At 61.6% G+C, this 23,299-nt stretch carries 22 protein-coding genes; 11 read left to right on the forward strand and 11 right to left on the reverse strand.

What is annotated here, in order from left to right; all coding sequences use genetic code 11:
- Positions 1-35: 35 nt before the first annotated feature.
- A complete protein-coding gene (gene leuS / locus KW403_RS06670; protein ID WP_223021941.1) occupies positions 36-2,651 on the reverse strand; it encodes a leucine--tRNA ligase in 2,616 nt (871 codons plus the stop codon).
- 111 nt (positions 2,652-2,762) lie between these two features.
- Here leuS and KW403_RS06675 point away from each other — a divergent pair, with 111 nt between their 5' ends.
- Positions 2,763-3,425, forward strand: a complete 663-nt coding sequence (locus KW403_RS06675; protein ID WP_223021942.1) for a YggS family pyridoxal phosphate-dependent enzyme — start codon at positions 2,763-2,765, stop codon at positions 3,423-3,425.
- 4 nt (positions 3,426-3,429) lie between these two features.
- On the opposite strand, the gene KW403_RS06680 is transcribed toward KW403_RS06675, so the two are convergent.
- Both KW403_RS06680 and KW403_RS06685 read right to left on the reverse strand, forming a co-directional pair.
- Positions 3,430-3,813, reverse strand: a complete 384-nt coding sequence (locus tag KW403_RS06680; protein WP_223021943.1) for a hypothetical protein — start codon at positions 3,811-3,813, stop codon at positions 3,430-3,432.
- 130 nt (positions 3,814-3,943) lie between these two features.
- Positions 3,944-4,852 (reverse strand): LysR family transcriptional regulator, encoded by a 909-nt coding sequence (locus tag KW403_RS06685; RefSeq protein WP_223021944.1) that lies wholly within the window; start codon positions 4,850-4,852, stop codon positions 3,944-3,946.
- A 120-nt stretch (positions 4,853-4,972) separates the two neighbouring features.
- Between KW403_RS06685 and KW403_RS06690 the strand changes: the two genes are divergently transcribed.
- Both KW403_RS06690 and KW403_RS06695 read left to right on the forward strand, forming a co-directional pair.
- Entirely contained in the window at positions 4,973-6,160 is a 1,188-nt protein-coding gene (locus KW403_RS06690; RefSeq protein ID WP_223021945.1) for an MFS transporter, read from the forward strand.
- A 38-nt stretch (positions 6,161-6,198) separates the two neighbouring features.
- Entirely contained in the window at positions 6,199-7,233 is a 1,035-nt protein-coding gene (locus tag KW403_RS06695) for an aldo/keto reductase (RefSeq protein ID WP_223021946.1), read from the forward strand.
- A gap of 103 nt (positions 7,234-7,336) precedes the next feature.
- Here the strand turns inward: KW403_RS06695 and KW403_RS06700 are convergent, their stop codons facing one another.
- Entirely contained in the window at positions 7,337-7,609 is a 273-nt protein-coding gene (locus tag KW403_RS06700) for an usg protein (protein WP_223021947.1), read from the reverse strand.
- 296 nt (positions 7,610-7,905) lie between these two features.
- Here KW403_RS06700 and acs point away from each other — a divergent pair, with 296 nt between their 5' ends.
- The 3 genes from acs to KW403_RS06715 all read left to right on the forward strand — a co-directional run bounded on the left by acs (position 7,906) and on the right by KW403_RS06715 (position 11,102).
- Positions 7,906-9,861, forward strand: coding sequence for an acetate--CoA ligase (acs, locus tag KW403_RS06705; protein WP_223021948.1), 1,956 nt, complete (start codon positions 7,906-7,908; stop codon positions 9,859-9,861).
- 358 nt (positions 9,862-10,219) lie between these two features.
- On the forward strand, positions 10,220-10,690 hold the full coding sequence (locus KW403_RS06710) for a Panacea domain-containing protein (RefSeq protein WP_223021949.1): 471 nt from the start codon (positions 10,220-10,222) through the stop codon (positions 10,688-10,690).
- Positions 10,683-11,102, forward strand: coding sequence for a hypothetical protein (locus KW403_RS06715; protein ID WP_223021950.1), 420 nt, complete (start codon positions 10,683-10,685; stop codon positions 11,100-11,102). The genes KW403_RS06710 and KW403_RS06715 overlap by 8 nt, the downstream gene beginning before the upstream one ends.
- 28 nt (positions 11,103-11,130) lie before the next feature.
- Here KW403_RS06715 and KW403_RS06720 read toward each other — a convergent pair whose 3' ends face one another.
- Together KW403_RS06720 and KW403_RS06725 are read right to left on the reverse strand one after the other, a co-directional pair.
- A complete protein-coding gene (locus tag KW403_RS06720) occupies positions 11,131-11,586 on the reverse strand; it encodes a thermonuclease family protein (protein WP_223021951.1) in 456 nt (151 codons plus the stop codon).
- A gap of 42 nt (positions 11,587-11,628) precedes the next feature.
- Positions 11,629-11,835: a DUF1674 domain-containing protein gene (locus tag KW403_RS06725; protein ID WP_223021952.1), complete on the reverse strand. Its 207-nt coding sequence runs from the start codon at positions 11,833-11,835 to the stop codon at positions 11,629-11,631.
- A 122-nt stretch (positions 11,836-11,957) separates the two neighbouring features.
- Between KW403_RS06725 and htpX the strand changes: the two genes are divergently transcribed.
- From htpX to KW403_RS06740, 3 genes are all read left to right on the forward strand, one after another.
- Entirely contained in the window at positions 11,958-12,956 is a 999-nt protein-coding gene (gene htpX / locus KW403_RS06730) for a zinc metalloprotease HtpX (protein ID WP_223021953.1), read from the forward strand.
- Positions 12,953-14,332: an RsmB/NOP family class I SAM-dependent RNA methyltransferase gene (locus KW403_RS06735; RefSeq protein WP_223021954.1), complete on the forward strand. Its 1,380-nt coding sequence runs from the start codon at positions 12,953-12,955 to the stop codon at positions 14,330-14,332. The genes htpX and KW403_RS06735 overlap by 4 nt, the downstream gene beginning before the upstream one ends.
- A gap of 105 nt (positions 14,333-14,437) precedes the next feature.
- On the forward strand, positions 14,438-16,159 hold the full coding sequence (locus tag KW403_RS06740; protein WP_223021955.1) for a heparinase II/III family protein: 1,722 nt from the start codon (positions 14,438-14,440) through the stop codon (positions 16,157-16,159).
- Between the two features lie 202 nt (positions 16,160-16,361).
- Here KW403_RS06740 and KW403_RS06745 read toward each other — a convergent pair whose 3' ends face one another.
- Positions 16,362-17,381 carry an alpha/beta hydrolase family protein gene (locus KW403_RS06745; RefSeq protein WP_223021956.1) on the reverse strand — a complete coding sequence of 340 codons (1,020 nt, stop codon included), beginning with the start codon at positions 17,379-17,381 and terminating at the stop codon, positions 16,362-16,364.
- 216 nt (positions 17,382-17,597) lie between these two features.
- Here KW403_RS06745 and KW403_RS06750 point away from each other — a divergent pair, with 216 nt between their 5' ends.
- On the forward strand, positions 17,598-18,596 hold the full coding sequence (locus KW403_RS06750; protein ID WP_223021957.1) for an AraC family transcriptional regulator: 999 nt from the start codon (positions 17,598-17,600) through the stop codon (positions 18,594-18,596).
- Here the strand turns inward: KW403_RS06750 and KW403_RS06755 are convergent.
- The 3 genes from KW403_RS06755 to KW403_RS06765 are packed head-to-tail and all read right to left on the reverse strand — an operon-like array spanning position 18,587 to position 20,105.
- A complete protein-coding gene (locus KW403_RS06755; protein WP_223021958.1) occupies positions 18,587-19,210 on the reverse strand; it encodes a LysE family translocator in 624 nt (207 codons plus the stop codon). The genes KW403_RS06750 and KW403_RS06755 overlap by 10 nt on opposite strands.
- Before the next feature lie 4 nt (positions 19,211-19,214).
- On the reverse strand, positions 19,215-19,667 hold the full coding sequence (locus KW403_RS06760; RefSeq protein ID WP_223021959.1) for an Lrp/AsnC family transcriptional regulator: 453 nt from the start codon (positions 19,665-19,667) through the stop codon (positions 19,215-19,217).
- 24 nt (positions 19,668-19,691) lie between these two features.
- Positions 19,692-20,105 carry a hypothetical protein gene (locus KW403_RS06765; protein ID WP_223021960.1) on the reverse strand — a complete coding sequence of 138 codons (414 nt, stop codon included), beginning with the start codon at positions 20,103-20,105 and terminating at the stop codon, positions 19,692-19,694.
- A 143-nt stretch (positions 20,106-20,248) separates the two neighbouring features.
- On the opposite strand from KW403_RS06765, the gene purH reads away from it, so the two are divergent.
- On the forward strand, positions 20,249-21,865 hold the full coding sequence (gene purH, locus KW403_RS06770; protein WP_223021961.1) for a bifunctional phosphoribosylaminoimidazolecarboxamide formyltransferase/IMP cyclohydrolase: 1,617 nt from the start codon (positions 20,249-20,251) through the stop codon (positions 21,863-21,865).
- A gap of 18 nt (positions 21,866-21,883) precedes the next feature.
- On the opposite strand, the gene KW403_RS06775 is transcribed toward purH, so the two are convergent.
- Positions 21,884-23,284, reverse strand: a complete 1,401-nt coding sequence (locus tag KW403_RS06775) for an MFS transporter (protein ID WP_223021962.1) — start codon at positions 23,282-23,284, stop codon at positions 21,884-21,886.
- Between the last annotated feature and the right edge of the window lie 15 nt (positions 23,285-23,299).

Below are 23,299 nucleotides of genomic sequence, written 5' to 3' on the forward strand. Positions count from 1 at the left end.
GTTTTCCAAACAGCATCAATCGACGCCCCACCACATCATGCAACGATATTGACGATCCGCTGCGGGACGACGATCACCTTACGTGGCTGCGAGCCGTTCAGCGCCTTCTGGACGAAGTCGAGCTGAAGCACCGCATCTTCGACGGCAGATTGATCTGCGTCGCGCGCAATTGTCAAATCACCACGCTTCTTTCCGTTGATCTGAACGGGCAGAACGATTTCATTGTCCACCACAAGTGCGGGATCGAAGGTCGGCCAGGCGCTGGCTGCAACCAACCCCTCTCCACCGATCTCGGCCCAGCATTCTTCGGCCAGATGTGGCATGAAGGGAGCAACCAGATGAATGAGAATTTCCACCGCTTCGCGCGCAGTGGCCTTCGCAACATCATCCGCGCCCGTCAGCGCCGATAGCGGCTCCTGCAGGTCGTTGACGAGTTGATGGACGCGCGCGATGGCGCGGTTGAACGCCAGCTTTTCAATGTCCTCGCCCACGGCCTTCAAAGCCTTATGCGCCGCTTTTGAGGCCGCAACCGCCGCACCCTCATGTGCAGGCTTGGGTGTCACACCCCGCACATGGTCGGCAGCTTCGGAAACCAGACGCCACACACGCTGCACAAAGCGATGCGCGCCGGTCGCGCCATCATCCGTCCATTCCACATCGCGCTCGGGCGGGGAATCGGACAGCATGAACCAGCGTGCGGTATCCGCGCCGAAGGACTCGATGATGTCCTCTGGGCTCACCGTGTTCTTCTTCGACTTCGACATCTTTTCGAGCGAGCCGATGGATGCGGGCCCGCCCGTAGCGATTTCCACAGCCTTGCGGCCATCGCCGGAGCCGGTGATCTCCACCTCATTCGGCGCCAGCCAGCGGCCATCTTCGGCACGATAGGTCTCGTGCACCACCATGCCTTGCGTGAAGAGGCCTTTGAAGGGCTCGGCCACGTCGAGATGGCCAGTCGCGCTCATAGCGCGGGCAAAGAAGCGCGAATAGAGCAGGTGCAGGATCGCATGCTCGATGCCGCCGATATACTGGTCGACAGGCAGCCATTCATTTGCGGCCTTCGGATCGGTCGGGTCATTCTCCCACGGCGCGGTGAAACGCGCGAAATACCAGGACGAATCGACAAACGTGTCCATCGTGTCCGTCTCGCGCCGCGCATCCCCACCGCATTTCGGGCACTTCACATGCTTCCAGGTCGGATGCCTGTCCAGCGGATTGCCGGGACGGTCGAACTCGATATCGTCGGGCAGCTTGACCGGCATGTCGGCTTTCGGCACCGGTACGACACCGCAATCGTCGCAGTGGATCATCGGGATCGGGCAGCCCCAGTAGCGCTGGCGCGAAACGCCCCAGTCGCGCAGGCGGAAATTCACCTTGCGCTCGCCCATCGGGCGGCCATTGATCGTCTCCGAGGAAAGGCGCTTTGCCACCTCCTCGAACGCCGCCTTCGGCTTCATGCCGTCGAGGAAGCGCGAATTGATCATCACGCCGTCATCCGTATAGGCCTCTTCCGTGATCTGGAAGGTCGCGGCATCCGCGCCCTCCGGCATCACCACCGGCGTCACCGGCAGGCCGTATTTGTTGGCGAAGTCCAGGTCGCGCTGGTCACCCGAGGGGCAGCCGAAGATCGCGCCCGTGCCGTAGTCCATCAGCACGAAATTGGCCACATAGACCGGCAGGGTCCATTCCGGATCGAAGGGATGACGCACGCGCACACCGGTATCGAAGCCCTTCTTCTCCGCCGTCTCCAGCGCCGCCGCGGATGTGCCCATGCGACGGCATTCTTCGCAGAACGCGGCAAGCTGCGCATTCTCGGCAGCCAGCTTCTTCGCCAGCGGATGATCGGCGGCAATCGCCATGAAGGATGCGCCAAACAGCGTGTCGGGCCGGGTCGTGTAGACCTCCAGCTCGGTTTCGCCCTCAGGCGCCGTGTCTGCCGCCAGCGCCCAGCGGATCAGCATGCCTTCCGAACGGCCGATCCAGTTGCGCTGCATAAGGCGCACCTTCTCCGGCCACTGGTCGAGATCGTCGATGGCGTCGACCAGGTCCTGCGCATAGTCGGTGATCTTGAAGAACCACTGCGCCAGCTCACGCTGTTCCACTTCCGCGCCGGAACGCCAGCCGCGACCGTCGATCACCTGCTCATTGGCAAGCACGGTCTGGTCCACCGGGTCCCAGTTGACCTTGGAGGTCTTGCGCGTCACCAGCCCCTTCTCGAAGAAGTCGACAAAAAGCATCTGCTGGCGGTGGTAATAGTCCACGTCGCAGGTCGCGAACTCACGGCTCCAGTCGAGCGACAGTCCGAAGGTCTTCAGCTGATCGCGCATTACCGCGATGTTCTGATAGGTCCACTCCTTGGGATGCACCTTGTTCTGCATCGCCGCGTTTTCCGCCGGCATGCCGAACGCGTCCCAGCCCATCGGGTGCAGAACATTGTAGCCCTTGGCGCGCTTGTAGCGCGCGACCACGTCGCCCATCGTGTAATTGCGCGTGTGGCCGATGTGAATGCGCCCGGATGGATAGGGAAACATCTCGAGCACATAGTATTTTGGCCGCCCGTCATCATTGCTGGCTTCGAACAGCTTTGCCTCGTCCCAGGCTTTCTGCCAGCGGGGTTCTGCGACACGGGGATTGTAACGTTCGGTTGCCATGGCCGGATTTTCACAAGATAAGAAGCGGAAATGATGTTGGCGGACCTTCACCATGGTTTCGCCGAAGCGTCAACTCCAAGAGGCTTTTTTGGAAGAGGGATCAGCGAACCGATGAGCCACGCCGTCGAGAATCTGCAGGATGTCAAAGCGAAGATCGCAGCCGCGGAGAAGGCCGCCCGCCGGTCCGGCGAAAGTGTCACGCTGGTCGCCGTTTCCAAGACGTTCGATGCAGATCAGATCCGCCCGGTCATCGAGGCCGGTCAGCGTGTGTTCGGCGAAAACCGCGTCCAGGAAGCCCAGGGCAAATGGCCCGCGCTGAAAGAAGCGCATTCAGATATCGAACTGCGCCTCATCGGCCCGCTCCAGTCCAACAAGGCCGCCGATGCCGTTGCCCTTTTCGACGTGATCGAGAGCATCGACCGCGAAAAAATCGCCCGTGCGCTTTCAGCCGAGATGAAAAAGCAGGACCGGCGCCCGCGTCTTTATGTCCAGGTCAACACCGGCCTCGAAGAACAGAAAGCCGGCATCGATCCGCGCCAGGCCGTCACCTTCGTCAAACATTGCCGCGAGGAATACGGCCTCGCCATCGAAGGGCTGATGTGCATCCCCCCGCTTGATGAAAACCCTGGCCCGCATTTCGCACTGCTGAAGAAACTCGCCACCGAGGCAGGCCTCGAGAAATGCTCCATGGGCATGTCCAGCGACTTCGAGAAAGCGATCGCCTTCGGTGCCACCAGCGTGCGCGTCGGATCGGCTATCTTCGGCGCGCGCTGAAATATCAGGCGCCTGCCGCCGACCGGCCCGTCCCACGCACCACGATCACCAGAAAAAGCAGCGCGGAAAGCAGGATAAGCACCGATCCCGCTTTCGCCAGCCCCTCGCCTGTTCCCGAAATCGCGAAAACGATGCCCGGAACGATGACAATCACCCCAAGCTGCGCGATCAGCACCTGCAGCTTGGCAAGCCGGCTCGCTGCCGCCTCCGGCACCAGCGTGTAGAACGCGCCATAAAGCGCTATCGTCACCCAACCCAGGAGGTTCAGATGCCCATGCGCCGGGGAGAGGGTGTGATCACCCGACGCCGACATGTAAATTCCGAAAACCATTTCAAGAACCGCATAAAGCGGAGCCGTAATCCAGCAAACTCTCGCAAGCCCGTTCATTGCTGCCCCTTCCGCCACGACACGCGGCAACCGAACTCACAGCGAACCCGGTTCCGCCGCAACCTGTTTGGGCAAACAATCTACATCACCGCAGAAGGAGTAGGAATATAGGCACAAAGATGAGCGCCGCTTAGCCTATCTGCACCTTCTCTGCGAGAAAATCGAGAAAGGCGCGCACACGCGCCGGCAAAAATTTTCCCTGCCCGACATAGACCGCATGGACGCCCTCCAGGTCTCCCGGGTTGAAATTCTCCAGGAGCGTCACAAGCCGCCCTGCATCAATGTCGGGCTGGACATGCCAGCGGGCGTGACGGGCGATGCCAGTGCCCGCCAGGGCCATCAGCCGCATGGCCTCTCCATCGCTTACCAATGTCCCGCCAGCGGGGAGGACACTGATCTTCTCACCGTTTTCGCCGATGAACGGCCACCCTTCATGGATGCGCGAAAAACAGAAACCCAGAAGCGCATGGCCAGCAAGATCGGCGGGAGCCTCCGGCCGACCGTGCGCTTCAAGATAGGAGGGCGCAGCCACCACGACCATGCGGCTCTCTCCGAGCTTGCGCGCGATGAGGCTCGATTCGGCCAGTGCCCCGGCGCGTATGGCAACATCCGCCCTCTCCTCGAACAAATCGACCACCCGATCCGTCAAAACCAGATCGACAGCCACGTCCGGATAACGGGCCGCGAATTCGGGCAAAAGCGGGATCAGCCGGTTCTGGCCGAACGGCACGTTCGAGTTGACCCTCAAGCGCCCGCGGGGCGCGGCACCTGCCGCTGCTTCCTGCTCTGCCGCCTGGATGTCCGCCAGAATGCGCACGCCGCTTTGAAAGAATGCGCTCCCTTCTGGGGTGAGCTGGAGCCGGCGCGTGGAGCGGCGCAGAAGCCGCGTTCCCAGCCGGGCCTCAAGGCGGGCCACCAGCTTGCTGACTGCGGACGGCGTCATCTTCAGATCGCGCGCGGCGGCGGAGAAACTCTCCAGCTCCACCACCCGCACGAAAACCTCGATCTCTCCTGAGCGGTTTACTTCGATACGCGCCATCTGTGATTTCAATTCCAAGATGATTTTATTTCTCGAAGTCTAAATCATCAATCGCAAGAGGTCCATGTAAGGAAGCAACGCAATTCCAATCTCGCATTCGCGACGACACGAGCCTTTGCCATGCCCCTTGCCCTCTACGCCCTCACCGCCGGCGCTTTCGGTATCGGCGTTACCGAATTCGTCATCATGGGACTGCTTCTTGAGGTCAGCGCCGACCTTAACGTCAGCATTTCCGCTGCCGGCCTCCTCATTTCCGGCTATGCGCTCGGCGTAGTGGCCGGCGCGCCTATTCTGAGCGCTCTTACCGGCCGCTGGTCCCGCACGACCCTGCTGATTGCCCTGATGGTCGTTTTCACACTCGGCAATCTCGCCTGCGCGCTTGCGCCCGACTACTGGTCACTGATGGCCGCCCGCGTGTTGACAGCGTTTGCGCACGCCTCGTTCTTCGGCGTCGGCTCCGTCGTCGCCACCGGCCTCGTTGCTTCAGAAAAACGTGCCTCGGCCATCGCCATCATGTTTACCGGCCTCACAGTGGCAAACATTCTCGGCGTGCCGTTCGGCACCTGGCTTGGTCAGGCATTCGGCTGGCGCTCCACATTCTGGGCGGTCACACTGGTGGGGCTCGTGGCGCTGGCGATCATCGTCACCCTGGTGCCCCGCGATGACGGTTCTTCCAGCAAGGAAGACAACGGAAGCGCGCTTGCAGTTCTCGCGCGCCCGCAGGTGCTTCTCGGTCTTTTGACAACGGTGCTGAGCTGGGTCGGCGTGTTTGCAGCCTTCACCTATATCGCGCCAATCCTCACACGCATCACCGGCTTCTCCGAAAGCGCGGTCTCGCCCATCCTGCTCGTGTTCGGCGGCGGTCTCATCGCCGGAAACCTCCTCGGCGGTAGGTTCGCCGACCGATGGCTTGCACAATCCGTTCTCGGCTCCCTCGCCCTGCTCTCGCTCGTTCTTTTCGCCATGGGCTGCGCCGTCCATGAAGAAATCACCGCCGTCATCGCCATCGGCCTGTTTGGCACTGCCGCCTTTGCCACCGTACCACCCCTGCAGATGTGGGTGCTCGAAAAAGCCGAAGGCGCCGGCCAGGGCCTCGCCTCCTCCTTCAACATCGCCGCATTCAATCTCGGCAATGCGATTGGTGCGGGGCTCGGCGGACTGGTGATCGAACGCGGTCCCGGTCTTGGCGCCGTCATCTGGATCGCCGGTCTCGTACCCATCACAGCCTTCGCCGTCGCCTTCACGGCTCAGCGTATGGAGCACCGCCGCACCACGCGGGAAGCCGTCTGTGACCCAGCAGCATCCTGACTCATCACTCTCCCTTCCTCGCAACAAAGGAGCACACCATGGAATACAGAAATCTCGGCGCATCGGGCCTCAAGGTTCCCGTCTTGAGTTTTGGCACGGGGACCTTCGGCGGCACTGGCCCCCTGTTCGGTGCCTGGGGCACCACTGACGCAAATGAAGCCCGCCGTCTCATCGACATCTGCCTCGATGCAGGGCTCAATCTCTTCGATACGGCGGATGTCTATTCAGACGGCGCTTCCGAAACGGTTCTGGGCGAAGCGATCAGGGGCCGGCGCGATGGGGTGCTGATCTCGACCAAAACCGCGCTGCCCATGGGCGAGGGACCGTCCGATGCCGGCACGTCGCGCGCACGCCTCATTCGCACGGTCGACGCGGCGCTGAAACGCCTCGGCACCGACTACATCGACCTCCTGCAACTCCACGCCTTCGATGCCGCAACGCCCGTCGAGGAAGTGTTGTCGACGCTCGATGAGCTCGTAAGCGCCGGCAAGCTGCGCTATCTCGGCGTGTCCAACTTTTCCGGTTGGCAAGTCATGAAGTCTTTGGCGGTCTCGGAGCGGAATGGCTGGCAGCGTTACGTCGCCCATCAGGTCTACTATTCGCTGGTCGGCCGCGATTACGAGTGGGAATTGATGCCACTCGGCCTCGATCAGGGTGTCGGCGCGCTGGTCTGGAGCCCGCTTGGCTGGGGTCGGCTGACCGGCAAGATCCGCCGTGGCGCGCCCCTGCCCGAGGGCAGCCGCCTGCATGACACGGCGAGCTTTGGCCCACCCGTCGATCAGGATCGCCTCTATCGCGTGGTGGATGCGCTCGAAGAACTATCCAGCGAAACCGGGAAATCAGTCCCCCAAGTGGCAATCAACTGGCTCACACGCCGGCCAAGCGTCTCCTCCGTCATCATCGGTGCCCGCAACGAGGAGCAGCTTCGCCAGAATCTCGGGGCAATCGGCTGGACCTTGTCTGATGAACAGGTGGCCAGGCTGGATACGGCAAGCCTCACCGATGCCGCCTACCCCTACTTTCCCTATCGCCGCCAGGAAGCCTTCGCGCGTCTCAGCCCTCCTGCCGTCTGATCCGGCACTGCTACCGGACATGGAGCGAGGAGGAGGCTCCATGTCCGGCTCATGTCCGGCTCATGTCTGGCTCATGTCCGGCAGCGGCCTGCCCCAACAGTCATCAATGCAGAACGAGTTCTCCAGCGACGCTGCGCCACTCGCTGGGAGAGATCAGCTTTCGGTGTGTGTAGGTCACCGAATGGAGCGGGCCGTCCAGCGTCTCGTTCCAGAAATCGATGAACCGGTAAAGCGCCGGAAAGTCCGGTGCGGTGTCGTAGTGCTGCCATAGAAAACTCTGCAAGATCGTCGGGTGATCAGGCAGATGGTAGAGAAACTCCGCTGTCGTCAGCCCATACCCCCGGAGCATCAGCTCCATTTCGCCCGTCTGCTGCATGTGCTTCCTTCCCGAATCAGGTTTCGGATGAGGAAATTGTGCGGCGAAAGCCATTTTTCGTCCAGCGCCATCGCGTCACTCATGCGTAAATTTATCGTGTGAATACAAATTGTTAGCAGCATAACCCCATCGGTGCTAACGCTCTGGTCCATGCAATTTGTACCGGCTCTGCCGCTGCCACCAAATGTCTAATGTTGTAGCAGAAGGCAGAATGGTAATAATGCGCGCGAGCCAGCGGGAGCTGCGTTGAACAACGCAGGTCGAGTCCCGGCAAGCGCATATCCGGAGGAGGAAAAATGTCCGAAGTGCATGTTCACCGCGTCAAATCCGCGTGGAAGAAAAACGCGCTCATCGACGATGAGACCTATCTGAAGTGGTACAAGGACAGCGTCAAGGATCCGGAGAAATTCTGGAAAAAGCACGGCAAGCGCATCGACTGGTTCAAACCCTACACCAAAGTGAAGAACACCTCTTTCAACGGCAAGGTGTCCATCAAATGGTTCGAGGATGGCGTCACCAATGTCGCCTACAATTGCATCGATCGCCATCTGAAGAAGCGTGGTAACCAGACCGCCATCATCTGGGAAGGCGACAATCCTTATGACGACAAGAAAATCACATATAACGAGCTTTACGAGCATGTCTGCCGGCTCGCCAATGTGATGAAGTCGCGCGGCGTCAAGAAGGGCGACCGCGTCACCATCTACATGCCAATGATCCCGGAAGCCACCTATGCGATGCTGGCCTGCGCCCGCATCGGCGCGGTGCACTCGGTCGTGTTCGGCGGGTTCTCGCCCGATTCACTTGCCGGCCGCATCGAGGACTGCCAGTCCGACTTCGTCATCACCGCCGATGAAGGCCTGCGCGGCGGCAAGAAGATCCCGCTCAAGGAAAACACCGACAAGGCCGTGGCGCTTGCCGAAAAGGCAGGCGCGAAAGTGCGCCACGTGCTGGTTGTCCAGCGCACAGCGGGCAAGATCGGTTGGTCCGAGGGGCGCGATCTCTGGTATCACGAGGAAACCGCCAAGGCGAAGCCGGACTGCAAACCGGAGAAGATGAAGGCAGAAGACCCGCTTTTCATCCTCTACACCTCCGGCTCCACCGGCAAGCCCAAGGGCGTGTTGCACACGACGGGCGGCTACCTCGTCTATGCCTCGATGACGCATGAATATGTCTTCGACTACCATGACGGCGACGTTTACTGGTGCACCGCCGATGTGGGCTGGGTCACCGGCCACAGCTACATCGTCTACGGACCGCTCGCCAATGGCGCCATCACCCTGATGTTCGAGGGCGTGCCGAACTATCCGGATGCCTCGCGCTTCTGGCAGGTGGTCGACAAGCACAATGTCAACATCTTCTACACTGCCCCCACCGCGATCCGCGCCCTGATGGGCGCCGGCGACGAATTCGTCTCCCGCGCCTCGCGCAAGTCCTTACGCATTCTGGGTTCCGTCGGCGAGCCGATCAATCCGGAAGCCTGGGAGTGGTATTACAAAGTCGTCGGCGACAAGAAATCCCCCATTGTCGACACCTGGTGGCAGACGGAAACGGGCGGCATCCTCATCACGCCGCTTCCTGGGGCGACGGACCTCAAGGCCGGATCGGCCACGCGCCCGTTCTTCGGCGTCCAGCCACAGCTCGTCGATGGCGAAGGACAGGTTCTGGAAGGCGCGACCAGCGGCAATCTGTGCATCACGGATTCCTGGCCGGGCCAGATGCGCTCCGTTTATGGCGATCATGAGCGCTTCATCCAGACCTATTTCTCCAGCTACAAGGGCAAATATTTCACCGGTGACGGCTGCCGCCGCGATGAGGACGGCTATTACTGGATCACCGGGCGCGTGGATGATGTCATAAACGTGTCTGGCCACCGCATGGGTACGGCGGAAGTGGAATCCGCGCTGGTCAGCCACGACAAGGTGTCGGAGGCTGCCGTGGTCGGCTACCCGCACGATGTGAAGGGCCAGGGCATCTACTGCTACGTCACCCTCATGGCCGGCGAGGAAGGCTCCGAGGATCTCAAGAAAGAGCTCGTCGCCCATGTGCGCAGCGAGATCGGTCCCATCGCCTCGCCCGACAAGATCCAGTTTGCTCCGGGCCTCCCCAAAACGCGTTCGGGCAAGATCATGCGGCGCATCCTGCGCAAGATCGCCGAGGACGATTACGGCGCGCTTGGCGATACGTCCACACTCGCCGACCCCGCCGTGGTCGAGGATCTGGTCGAAAACCGACAGAACAAGAAGGGCTGACAGTCCAGAACGCCGCGCATCTCTCGCGCGGTGTTTCTGTGCCACCCCTTGCAGAACCGGACGATCGCCTCCACATTGGGTGTGTCGTCAACGAACCGAAAGGAGGTGATCCAATGTCGAGTGATTTCCGTTCAAACGTGGTCTCGATGGATTGCCTTCGCGGGGAGCAGTCTTCCCGCTGAAGCGCATGAAGCGCGGATGGACTGCCTTCGCAGCCCAGCCTTGACCGCGTGAGAATTCGAAAACACGGGGCCGTTCCTTCGGGAACGGCCTTTTGTTTTTGCCTCGAACGAACCATGTACAAAGCGTGACTGAATTTCATTCCAATCTACGGGTACAAATGCTAGGGTACTAAACGATGGGATACGACGCTCGCCAAATTGCTAATTGGTTTGTTGCCCGCTCCAAGCGAGACGGGAAGCGTTTGTCTATCATGTCGCTTCTCAAACTCACCTATATTGCGCATGGCTGGCATCTGGAAACACAGAATGCACCGCTATTTCTCAACAGGATTGAGGCTTGGCAGTATGGCCCTGTAATTCCCGATGTATATCGGGCATTCCGAAACCAAGGCATCAATGTTACTCATCCGATTCCTGTGTCCGAGGCCCCCATCGAACCAAGCGATGAAAAATTTCTCGATGAAATCTATACAAAATACGGGAAACTTGACGCTTTCACGCTATCCGACCTGACGCATATACAGGGTGGCCCCTGGGACATCGCCACCAAAACAGGCGGTTATTATGCCCCTATTCCCGACGAGCTGATCAAGCAGCACTACATTCACAAACGCTCGGAATTCAACAACAAGGCCGCCAATGCCTGATGATATTCCTCCGATTGATCCAGATTTGAAGGCTGGAAATGAGGAAAGGCATGCGCGCCATGAAGAAGTTGAATTTGAATTATTAAAGACTGAAGCCGCTCTTCGAATCCTCTCCAAACGTGAGATAGGGCAACGCTATATAATAAAATGGGTAGCGGTCGGCGCCGGAGTGCTCGTTATATTTGGGATGGCCTTGGCTTTGTGGCATATGATGCACAATATATTCTGGGGCCCATTTGTATTTGTAACACCTGCCCTTTCCGTCGCTATGATCGTAGCCCCTGTCATATCAATAACAACGATCACGGTTGCGCTGTTTGTCGGTGCCTTTCGCAAGTTTGACGATAAGGACTTGGATACGGTTGGGAGCGGCGTGAATGGCGTGACCAGTACAATGCGCGGCATTTATTGACGATCTAACCGATCCAACTCTGCCTCCCTTAACACACAAACGAAACCCGCCGTCCGCCCCCATAGGCCGTCACCAACTGCGCATCGAGCAGACGCGAAGCTACATCGCCGCCCGGTTCCGTCGCTACATCGGCAAGCACGCGCCCGTAATACTTGCCGCCACTGATGTCGCTGATCCAGACGGCCCCTTCGGCCAAAAGGCGCTCCAGCGCTTTTCTCGCCTCGCGTGCCACAGTCTTCTCGGCAGCGCAGCGGCTGCGCATTTCGGGCGCATCAACACCGCGAATCCGCACCCCGACCGTGATGCGCTGCCCAGGCCAGACATGTGCTTCGGCAACAAAGGTATCGCCGTCGATCACACGCACGACACGCGCCTCGACCGGTCCGGCGATCATGTCCCTGCGTGCGGCAAAAGCTGTCTGTTGCGCGATCAGCGCGCAGGCAAACAACAGTGAAAACAGAAATCTGGAGATGAGGGGGCGCATAAGAGGAATATATTCCTCTTTTCTGAAATACGCAACCTGAGATCAGAAATCGGTGGCGATGCCCTTCACTTCCCAATCGCCATAGCGCGCCGGGTCCTGCCCGCCGCGTCCGCCCAACTCCTTCGGCGCTCTGGAAGCCTTGGCCTGATAGGCCTTGCGCCTTTCTTCAGCTTCCGCCAGTGCACGCCTTGCCGCAGGCGTCAGTACCTTCTTCGGCTGCTCTGCCTGTCTGTCCGTCTCGTCTTTCACGGCAAATTCCTCTCGAAAACGGGGAAATATTGAATACACGAAGCGCGTTCCCCATCATATAAGCGATTGGTCGCGCCATGGAATACGCTGGTGCAGCCTTGTTTCTGGAGCTTGAGACAACGATGAACATGATACGCACCGCGATGCTCCTGGCCGTGATGACGGCGCTCTTCATGGGCGTTGGCTATCTGATCGGGGGCACCGGCGGCATGATGATCGCCTTCGTGATCGCTGCGGCCATGAACCTCTTCAGCTACTGGAACGCCGACAAGATGGTGTTGCGGATGCACCATGCCGTCGAGGTGGACGAGCGCAACGCGCCGGAGTATTTCGGCATCGTGCGTGATCTGGCCGCCCGTGCCGGCCTTCCCATGCCGCGCGTCTATCTCATCCAGAACGACCAGCCCAACGCGTTTGCCACCGGCCGCAACCCACAGAACGCGGCTGTGGCCGCCACCACAGGTCTGCTCGACCGGCTCAGCTACGAGGAAGTCGCAGGCGTCATGGCGCATGAGCTTGCCCATGTGCAGAACCGCGACACGCTCACCATGACCATCACCGCGACGCTCGCCGGCGCGATTTCCATGCTCGGCAATTTTGCCCTGTTCTTCGGCGGAAACCGCGACAACAACAACCCGTTCGGCTTCGTCGGCATTCTTGTGGCGATGATCGTCGCCCCTTTTGCCGCCATGATGGTGCAGATGGCGATCAGCCGCACCCGCGAATACTCCGCTGACCGGCGTGGTGCGGAGATCTGTGGCAATCCGCTATGGCTCGCCTCCGCGCTCGACAAGATCGCCCGGCGCGCCAAGAAGGTCGTCAACCAGGATGCCGAGCGCAACCCCGCAACCGCGCACATGTTCATCATCAACCCGCTGTCGGGCGAGCGCATGGACAATCTGTTCTCCACCCACCCGGACACGGACAACCGCATCGCCGCGCTTCAGGCGATGGCCGGAGAAATACGCTCCACGCCTGAGCCACAGCCCCGCGAGGAAAACCACGGTCCATGGGGAGCGCGAACCGAAGCGCCCGAATCCCGGCCGCAACCGAAATCCGAGCCGAAATCCGAGCCCCGTTGGGGTCGTGATGCCAATGGGCGCAAAGGCCCTTGGTCGTGAGCCGCCCCAAAGTGCGCCGCACCACCGGCGAAAATCGTCCCACCTCCGAGTCTCTCGACAAACCCGGCCTTGAGACGCGCCGCGTGGCGGCCAAGCTGCTCGCCGCCGTGGTGGATGCCCACGCCTCGCTCGACGGGCTCACCGACCCCGCCAACGGCCAGCCCAATTTCCGTGCGCTCGATGCGCGGGACCGCTCGCTTGTTCGCGCTATCCTGATGAGTGCGCTGCGCCATCGCAGCACGATCGAAGCCCTGCTTGCGCGCCGTCTGGAGCGCCCCCTGCCCGCCAATGCCCGCGCGCTGTCGCACGCGCTTCACGTCGCCGCGGCGCAAATCCTGTTTCTCGATGTCCCCGACAGCGCCGCCGTCGACCTCGCCGTAACACAGGCGAAAAGCGACCCGCGCCTTGCCCGCTTTGCCGGCCTCGTCAACGCCGTTTTACGCAACCTCGTTCGCGTGAAGGCGCGCGCGCTTCCCGCCGCGCTGGCCCAGACACGCGAAGCGCCCGACTGGTTTGCCGAGCGGCTGGACCAAGCCTATGGCGCGGAAAAGACCGCCGCCATCCTCGCCATGCACCGGCTCGAACCGCCGGTGGACTTCACCGTCAGGCAGGACCCGCAACGCTGGGCCGAGGCGCTTGGCGGCATCGTCCTGCCCACAGGCACTGTCCGCATCGCAAAACTTGAAGCCGGCGTCGACACGCTGCCGGGCTTCGAGGAAGGGGCGTGGTGGGTGCAGGACGCAGCCGCCAGCCTGCCCGCGAAACTGCTCGGCGACATTGCCGGCACCCGCGTGGCAGACCTCTGCGCGGCCCCCGGCGGCAAGACGGCACAGCTCATTCATGCGGGCGCAGACGTCACCGCCGTCGACCTTTCGAAAAGCCGGCTCAAGCGGCTTTCCGAAAATCTCAAACGCCTCCGCCTCGATGCAAAGATCGTCGAATCCGACATTCGCAAGTTCGAGCCCGACACCCTGTTCGACGCCATCCTCATCGATGCGCCCTGTTCGTCCACCGGCACGGTGCGGCGGCATCCTGATGTGCCGTGGACCAAGACACCGGAAGACATCGAGAAACTTGCCGCCCTCCAGCGCGCGCTGCTCGAACATGCGGTCACCTTGCTTAAACCCGGCGGCCGGCTCGTCTTTTCCAACTGTTCTCTGGATCCTGTGGAAGGCGAAGCGATGCTCAACGCGTTTCTTGCTGAAACGTCAGAGGTCTCGCTCGATCCGATCAAGCCGGACGAAATACCCGGCATCAACACCTTCGTCACCCCGGAAGGCTTTCTGCGAACCACGCCTGCGGATGGTTTTGGTGAAGCTCCTCTCGCCCGGGGTCTCGACGGCTTCTTCGCCGCCCGTCTGATACGCACGCCCTGAGCTGGCCCTGCCATCTGTGCGCACTGTTATATTTCAACTTCGCACAAATCCTTGAATCAACTAGACTCTCAGCTGATTTGGGGTCACGGAAAGAAAAGTCGGTCGGTGGATCAAGCACGGGGACATTCCCCCCACGAGCTGTGGGGCCTTGTTGCGCGGCAGGCATGGGCGCGCCTGCGGCGGCGTCTGCGCGCGGGTCCATCCTATCGCTGGCGCTATTCCGGCCGCACGCCGGAACGTGTGCTGATTGCGCCGCCGGACCTGCGCATCGCTGACCCCCAGGTTGCGCGTGACATCTATCACGGCCAGTTCCTCCTGGCCGGCCAGCTCGTTGAAACGCGCGGCCAGTCACCCTTCCGCATGCCGATCACTGACCTCGCCTGGCAGGACGCGCTGCACAGTTTTCGCTGGTTGCGCCATATGCGCGCCGCCCAAAGCGATCTCGCCTCAGCCAATGCCCGCGCGCTTGTGGAAGAATGGATGTCCCTCCACGGCAAGCGTATCTCCGGGGTACCATGGGAACCCGGCACCACCTCCCGGCGCGTCATCGCATGGCTGCAGCATTCTTCCGTCGTGTTGCAGGGCGCCGAACTCCCGTTCTACCGTCAGTTCCTGAAAATGCTCGCTGTGCAGATGCGCTATCTGCGCACAAATGCCCGGGAGATGCCCGACGGCGAAGACCGATTGCGCGCGCGCATCGCGCTGGCATACTGTGCGCTATCGCTGCCCGCACCCGCCACGGCGGTGAAGGCCGCGAGCCGCAATCTTGCCCAGGAGCTGGAGCGACAGATCCTTGCCGATGGTGGCCATGTCTCGCGCAATCCACGCGCAATCATGGAGCTTCTGACCGACCTTCTACCGCTTCGGCAGACCTATACGAACCAGGCCGAACAGCCCCCGCAGGCGCTCATCGACGCCGTCGAACGCATGCTTCCGGCTTTGCGCTTCTTTCGCCATCGCGATGGGTCCATCGCCCGTTTCAACGGCATGGGTATCACCCAGCACGACAGTGTCGCCGCCATCCTGCGCTACGACGATACCGGCGGTGCACCGCTTCTGCATGCGCCGCATTCAGGCTACGAGCGTCTGGCGCTTGGTGCCACCACCGTCATCGCCGACACGGCCGCGCCGCCACCTGCCGACCTTTCCCATTTCGCCCATGCGGGTTGCCTGTCGTTCGAGTTGTCGTCCGGCCGCCATCAGTTTGTGGTCAACAGCGGTATCGACAATTACGGCGACGACAGCTACCGCCCGCTGGCGCGGACAACGGCGGCGCACTCGACAATCACGCTCAACGACACGTCACAGGCACGCTTCAGCCTTTCATCGCAGTGGAGCGACCTGATTGGCACGCCGTTGATCGGCGGTCCGCGCAAGGTCGAATGCCGGCGCGACGACGGGGCCGGTGCCCAGCGCTTCACCGCCAGTCACAACGGCTATGTCTCACGCTTCGGGCTCATCCACGAACGCGCCCTGTCCTTGTCGGAGGAAGGCGCAGTGCTCGAAGGCGTGGACCGTGTGGTCAGGCCCGACGGCTCTGCTTCGACAGCAATCGGCAACGACGCGGTGGCCGTGCGTTTTCATATCCACCCCGACATCGACATTTTCCGTGATCCGGAAGGGCGTCACATTCTCGCCGGTGAGGCCACCGACACTTGGCTCTTCACCGTTGAAGGCATCGTCCCGGTGGTCGAGGAATCGATCTTCTTCGCCGGCCTTGGCGGCCCCCGCAGGAGCCGCCAGATCGTTCTCTACACCACAGCCTCCGAGCATCCAGAGATCCGATGGCAATTGCGCAAGACACACGCCATCAACGGCAACAGCTAGTTCAGCCCAGATTGGGCGTGGTGGGTGGTTCGACAAGCTCACCATGAGGGGCGGGGATGCTGCTTCGAGGGTGCCGCGGAACGAACCGACAAGCCGTGGTGCGGGTTTGCCAGCCACCACCACCCTCATGGTGAGCTTGTCGGACCACACACCACGGCAATGCAGCAATGCCTGCTCAAACTCCCCACATGATCCGGCCAGATCAAAGCCCGGAAAACGCCGCGATCTCATCGACAATCGCCTCGTGAACCGCTGCCCGATCGGTCCCTTCGGGATCGTCGCACACAGGGTCGTCCTTCTCCGCGGCCAGCATAGCCGCGCCTTCCGCCTTGCACTCCGCGAGGAATGTGAAGTGATGGGCGGGCGCAATCGTCTTGAGCAGCGCCGAGGGCAATCGTCTGGCCAGATCGCTCCCGTCCGGCCCCACATCCGCAGCCTTGAACAGATTCGCTTCACCGAGATTGATGAGCAGCACGGGCGTCTTCATTCTGCCGATGCTTGCGGACGTGGCGGCATACGTCATGCCCGGATCGATGGCGATGGCCCGCGTGATGCGATCATCGCGCATGTCGGCGGCGAACCCCTCGGGAAGCGCCGCGAGATCCACGCCCCCCTTGGCGAAGAACACACAGTCCTGACCGTGCTCGCCTATTCGCGCGCAATAGTCCTCATAGGCATCGCGGTCGAAACGCAGCCCGGCAAGGTTCAGCGCCGTGGCGCCGCCGAGCGAAAAACCAAGCGATGCAATGCGCGACCGATCCACGTGTTCGGCAAACGTGCGCTCGCCAAGCAATGTGTCGAGTGCCGCGCTGAGGTCGGCTGCCCGCTCGTCGAGTTGCAGTGAACGCCGGGGAGAAGAATCGCCCGATGTGCTGCCGGGATGATTGATCGCCAGCACCATCGCCCCGCGAAGGACAAGAGCGGAGGAAAGCCAGGAAATGGCGTCCATGTTGCCACCCGAGCCATGCGAGAGCACGAAGAGCGGAAACGTTCCTTCCGCCACCGCCGCACCCACATAGGCGGATGTGCCTTCAAACACGGCATTGTCTCCCACCAGCCCCCGATAGGTGGGCGTCCCCGCCGGATACCACACCGAGGCCGCCAGCACGGAGGGCCGGTGATCCGCCTTCACCGTCAGCCTGTCATATCCGGCATAGGGTTCGCCCATGGCTGCGCCCGTCAGGCCCATGCTGATGAGAAAAGCCGAAAGCAGTTCTTTCATATCCGTCATCCTTTCATCTGGATGACGTCAATCTGCTCAGCCCGCACCTCTTCCGCGTCCTGAAACCGGTTTCAGGACGCGCAAATCCGGTTTTCGGACCATGGTTTCCCAATGGGCGTGTGTGCTTGCTAAACCACCAGCGCTTCGGCAAACATTGCCACCGGACGGCACCGATGGCACAAGCCAAACCCTTGCAGCAACGAGCGAACACGATCCATGCTGGCTCTTCCCATTCCAATGATCGTTGCACTCGTCCTCGGCGGGCTACTGATCCGGATCGCCACGTCCAGCGAACGCCCACCATTTCTGATGACGCTGCTCGTGGCCTGCGCAGTGCAAAGCCTCATCGTGTCTCTGCGCCAGCACTACGGCGTTGCGGCTCTTCTGCCTTTTCAGCCCATCACAGCCACATTCGTGCCGCCGCTGACATGGCTGGCGTTTCAGACGGCCTCCTTCCGCCCATTCTCATTGCCACGCGATCTCGTGCATTTGTTGCCGCCGGGCTTCGCGGCCTTCTGTGTGATTTTCGCGCCCGACACTCTGGACATGGTGGTGCCTGCCATCTTCGTTCTGTACGGCTTCGCAATCCTTGCGAGGCTACACCGAAGTTGCGAAGATCTGCCTCTTGCACGCCTCGAGTCTGGACGCCTGCCGGCCCGTATCTGGCGTGGCATTGCCCTCGCTCTCATCCTGTCGGCGCTGAGCGACGCACTTATAGCTTTGGCCTTCATAACCGGAGAAGCTTGGCTGCCGCCGATCATCGTCAGCGTGTTTTCGTCGGCCGCGCTTCTTGCCATAGGCCTGCTCGCAGTTTCGCCAAGTGCAATCGGCGAGGCAGAGCCCCAGCGGCCTGAACAGGCACAGAACCCGAGCGAACAGGACGCCCATCTCGTCCAACGGCTCGATGCCCTTCTTCAGGCTGACCGGCTCTATCTCGATCCGTCTCTCACGCTTTCGCGGCTTGCCCGGCGGCTGCACGTACCGGCGAAGCAGCTCTCCTCGGCCATCAACCTGGTAAGCGGCGAAAACGTTTCGCGCTATATCAACCGGCATCGCATCCACCACGCCTGCCGCGCGCTGGAAGGTGGTGCAAATGTCACCGAGGCCATGCTCTCGAGCGGCTTCCACACGAAATCCAATTTCAATCGCGAGTTTCGACGCATCACCGGCACCACGCCCAGCGAATGGCAATCTGACAAAGACCGTCAGAGATAATTTCGCATCACGGAGCCTATCGCGAAAGCCGCAAATGCCAGCAGGATCAAACCGGAGATCCGCGATACCCATAGCGAAACGGCGTCAGGCAACCGTGCGCGCGCCAATGCCACGCCACCGCTCAGAAAGAACCACCAGAGAAGCGAGCCCAGAAAGACCCCTGTCACCACGACCGCCGCATCTGCGGGCTGTGGAGAATCTGCCAGTCCAAGACCAGCAAACATGGCCGCAAAGGCCAAAATGGTCATTGGATTGGTGATCGTCAGAAAAAAGGTGGCGGCAGCGGTCCCGAAGAGATTGCTGGCCCGCACTGTGGCCGCTGCCCGCAGGGGTGCGGGCGAAAAGCTTTTCCACCCAAGCCACGCCAGAAACGCTCCGCCGACAAGCTTGAGCGGCACATCGACCACCGCGAGAGCCGCAGCAAAGGCTGCAAATCCGATCGCCGCCAGCGCCGCATAGACAGCATCGGCAAGGGCCGTGCCCAGACCGCCAGCCATACCTGCCCAAAGGCCATGTTCCAGCGTTCTGTTCACGCATAGAGCACCGATCGGACCGAGCGGCGCCGCGACGGCCAGCCCGAGCAGGAGGCTCTTGCCGAAAAGCAGCGCGTCCAAGATGTCAGCCCTTTTCGACCGGCGCGAAGGATCCCGGCTCTACCGTCGACAGGGCGACGACAGACTCGCTGCGGGCCAGGAACCCATGCTTCTTCATGTCTTCGAGAACGCTTTCCACATCGGAGAGCGATGGCACGCGTGCCTTGATGAGATAGGACCACGGCCCCGTCACATGATGGCATTCCTCCACTGCCTTGTGCGCAGCGGCAAACACCCGGAAAGCCTCTTCATTGACGTTCTGAACCAGCGACACCCAGATGAAGACGAGCACCGGACAGCCCAGCGCCGCCGGATCGGCATCGACCGTAAAGCGCCGGATCACGCCACTGGCGACCAGCCGCCGGATCCGTTCATTGACGGCTGACGCGGAAAGCCCCACCACGCCACCAATATCGGCGAGCGAGCGGCGCGCATCCTCAGCCAGCAGGGTCACGATTTTTTGGTCGATCTGATCCATGGCAATTCTTCCGCAAATCCAATTTCAGGATAATTTGCAGAAATTTGACATATAGTCAACAAAATATGCGGATAAATTCCGATTGCGCCGCAAAATTTTTATATCAACTGTCGAAAGTCGGGCTTTGATTGCCATAGGCATCCGCCATTGTCGAGTAGGCCGATCCTCGCTCCTGCGCTTTCGAAGACACGGCAAGATCGGAGAGATAGGCACACCACGAAAAGTCTGTCGCACGACGGGCGAGCCCACGAGCGGCTTTTCTTTCACATTTCGCCGCGCGGTCACGATGAGCCCGGCACCCGCGATCATGCGCTTAAGTCGTGCTTCATCGTCAATGGGTCCGATCGCGGCAAGCCCTAATTCCTGCAGCACCCGTCCAAACGCGCGGGCCTCAAGGTCTGGCTCACTGGCATAGAGGATCTCAGGTTTTTCGCTCATGCCGAGCGCCAGTGCCCTTTTTCACAGCCGATGCAAGCCGATAATGAGCCAAAATAGCCAATCGCCTGCTGCCAAGCTTGATTTGAACTCCGCCTGCCGGTACGTCCCCCACATTCTTTCCCCGAAAGCCGGAGCCGCCTCGCATGTCCGTTGCCGCCAAGAATATTCCCGCACCCGATCTCGTTCCCGTCCGCCGTGCGCTTCTGTCGGTCTCCGACAAGAGCGGCATCGTCGATTTCGCCCGCGCGCTTTCGGGCCGCAATGTCGAGATTGTCTCCACCGGCGGCACGTCCAAGACGCTCTCCGGCGAAGGCATTCCCGTGCGCGACGTTTCAGAGCTGACCGGCTTTCCCGAGATCATGGACGGGCGCGTGAAGACACTGCACCCGGGGGTTCATGGCGGCCTGCTCGGGATTCGTGACGATGCAGACCATGCGAGCGCGATGAAGGAACACGAGATTGCCGCTATCGACCTTCTGGTCATCAATCTCTACCCGTTCGAAGAGGTGCGGTTCGGTGGCGGCGATTATCCAACCACGGTCGAGAACATCGACATTGGCGGCCCGGCCATGCTGCGCGCGGCAGCCAAGAACCACGCCTATGTGGCCGTGGTGACCGAACCCGCCGACTATGCCCGTATTCTTGAAGCGCTCGCCGAAAACGATGGCGCCCTGCCCTACCGCCTGCGCCAGGAGCTCGCCGCCAAGGCATTCGCCCGCACCGCTGCCTATGACGCGGCAATCTCCGGCTGGTTCGCTGAAGCGCTCGAGGTCAATGCACCGGATTTCCGCGCTGTCGGTGGCAGGCTCAGGGAAGTGATGCGCTACGGCGAGAATCCGCACCAGACGGCTGGCTTCTATGTCACCGGCGACAGCCGGCCCGGCGTCGCCACCGCGACCCAGCTTCAGGGCAAACAGCTCTCCTACAACAACATCAACGATACGGACGCCGCCTTCGAGCTCGTCTCCGAATTTTCGCCGGAACGCTCCGCCGCCGTTGCCATCATCAAACACGCCAATCCCTGCGGCGTGGCCGAAGGCGCGACGCTGCGCGAGGCCTATGAGAAGGCGCTCGCCTGCGATCCCGTCTCCGCCTTCGGCGGCATCGTCGCGCTCAACCGCCCCCTCGACGCGGAAGCGGCCACCGAGATCGTCAAGATCTTCACCGAGGTCATCATCGCGCCCGATGCGAGCGAAGAGGCCCGCGCCATCGTCGCCGCCAAGAAGAACCTGCGCCTCCTCGTCACAGGCGGGCTTGCCGATCCGCGCGCACCCGGTCTTGCGGTCAAGACCGTTGCTGGGGGCCTGCTCGTCCAGTCGCGCGACAATGGCGTTGTCGACGATCTCGACCTCAAGGTCGTGACCAAGCGCGCGCCGAGCGAAAAGGAAATGGCCGATCTCGTCTTCGCCTTCCGCGTCGCCAAACACGTGAAATCGAACGCCATCGTCTATGTGCGCGATGGCGCGACCGTGGGCGTGGGTGCCGGCCAGATGAGCCGTGTCGATTCCGCCCGCATCGCTGCCCGCAAGGCCGAAGACGCAGCAGAAGCTGCTGGCAATTCCGAGCCGTTGACGAAAGGCTCCGTTGTCGCGTCGGATGCGTTCTTCCCCTTTGCCGACGGGCTTCTCTCCGCAGTCGAGGCCGGCGCCACTGCGGTCATCCAGCCGGGCGGCTCCATGCGCGACGACGAGGTCATCGCCGCCGCCGATGAGCATGGCATCGCCATGGTCATGACCGGCATGCGCCACTTCCGCCACTAGAGCATTGACTACCAAGGATCAGGAGGCGCCCGCCTCCTGATGGCGGCTCTCGACAAGCGGCAGAAGCACAAGCCCGATGAGGAACAGCGCCAGGATCGGCGTCACGCCGAGCCGCTGCGCATCCTCGACGGAAAGCCCAAAGGCTTCCGAGGCGAAATATCCCGTGGCAATTGCAATGGCGAACGGCCCGATAAAGGTCGTCGCCTTGCCCGACAGCGCGTAAAGCCCGAACGCCTCCGTCACCCGCTCGCGCGAAACCTGATCGACCAGCAGCGTGCGCGACGCGGCCTGGATCGACCCGCCCGCAGCGCCGATGAAAGCTCCTGCCACGAAGAAGGCGATATCCGGCAGGCTGCTTGCGCCAGCCCCGCTGATCGGCATGAACAAAAGCTCATCGCGCGTGGTGGAAATCACCAGAAGCGCGCATAAGGTCAGCACCACGATGGACACGCTCACCACGAGCTTGGGGCCGAAACGCCTGTCCAACCGCCCGCCCAGCCACGCGCCCAGCGCACCGGTGACATTAGCGAGAATCCCGAAAAGCCCGATCTGCGTGATCGACCAGTTGAGCACCCCCGCCGCATAGATGCCGCCGAAGGCATAAAGCGCGTTCAGCGCATCGCGGTAAAACATGGACGACAGAAGAAAGCTGAAATAGCTGCGCTCGCCCGGCAGCCGCTTCAGCGTGGCGCCCAAGCGGCCAAGCCCTTCGCGGATCGCCCCTGCCGCCGCCTTGCGGCGTGGCGCATCGGGCGTGAAGAGGAACATCGGCAACACGAAAAGCGCATACCATAGGCCCGTCAGCGGCCCCGCCGCCCGGTCGCCCTCCCGTGCGGCCGCATCGAGCCCGAAGACCGGCTCCAGCCCCAGAAGCGTGCGGCCCGTATCGGGCTGTGCCGCCATGAAGCCGAGCACGAGCACCAGCGACAGGAGCCCACCGAGATACCCCAGCCCCCAGGCAGAGCCCGAAAGCCGCCCCAGCTCCGAGCGCGGCACGAGATCGGGCATCATCGCATTGTTGAAGACGGCGGCAAACTCCATGCCAAACACGGCCAGCGCCACAGCCAGAAGAACAAGGCCCACATGCCCGCCTCCCGGCGCGGCAAACCAGAGCGAAGCGCAGGCCAGAACCCCAATCACCGAGAACACCAGGGTCCACGGCTTGCGCGGCCCCGTAGCATCGGCAATCGCGCCCAGAACCGGCGAGGAAAGCGCGATGGCGAGCCCGCCAATTCCCGTGGCGAGCCCCCACAATTCCTGCCCCCGTGCCGCATCGGGCGCGACGGCGGAAGCGAAATAGGGCGCGAAGACAAAGGTGATGATGAGCGTGTGAAAGGGCTGTTGCGCCCAGTCGAACAACATCCATCCCCAGATACCACGGCGGGGCACGGTTCCATGCTCCACCGGTCGAGGGCTCATCCCGGCGTCTTCCGG

The organism is Nitratireductor kimnyeongensis (assembly GCF_019891395.1).
Lineage (GTDB): Bacteria > Pseudomonadota > Alphaproteobacteria > Rhizobiales > Rhizobiaceae > Nitratireductor > Nitratireductor kimnyeongensis.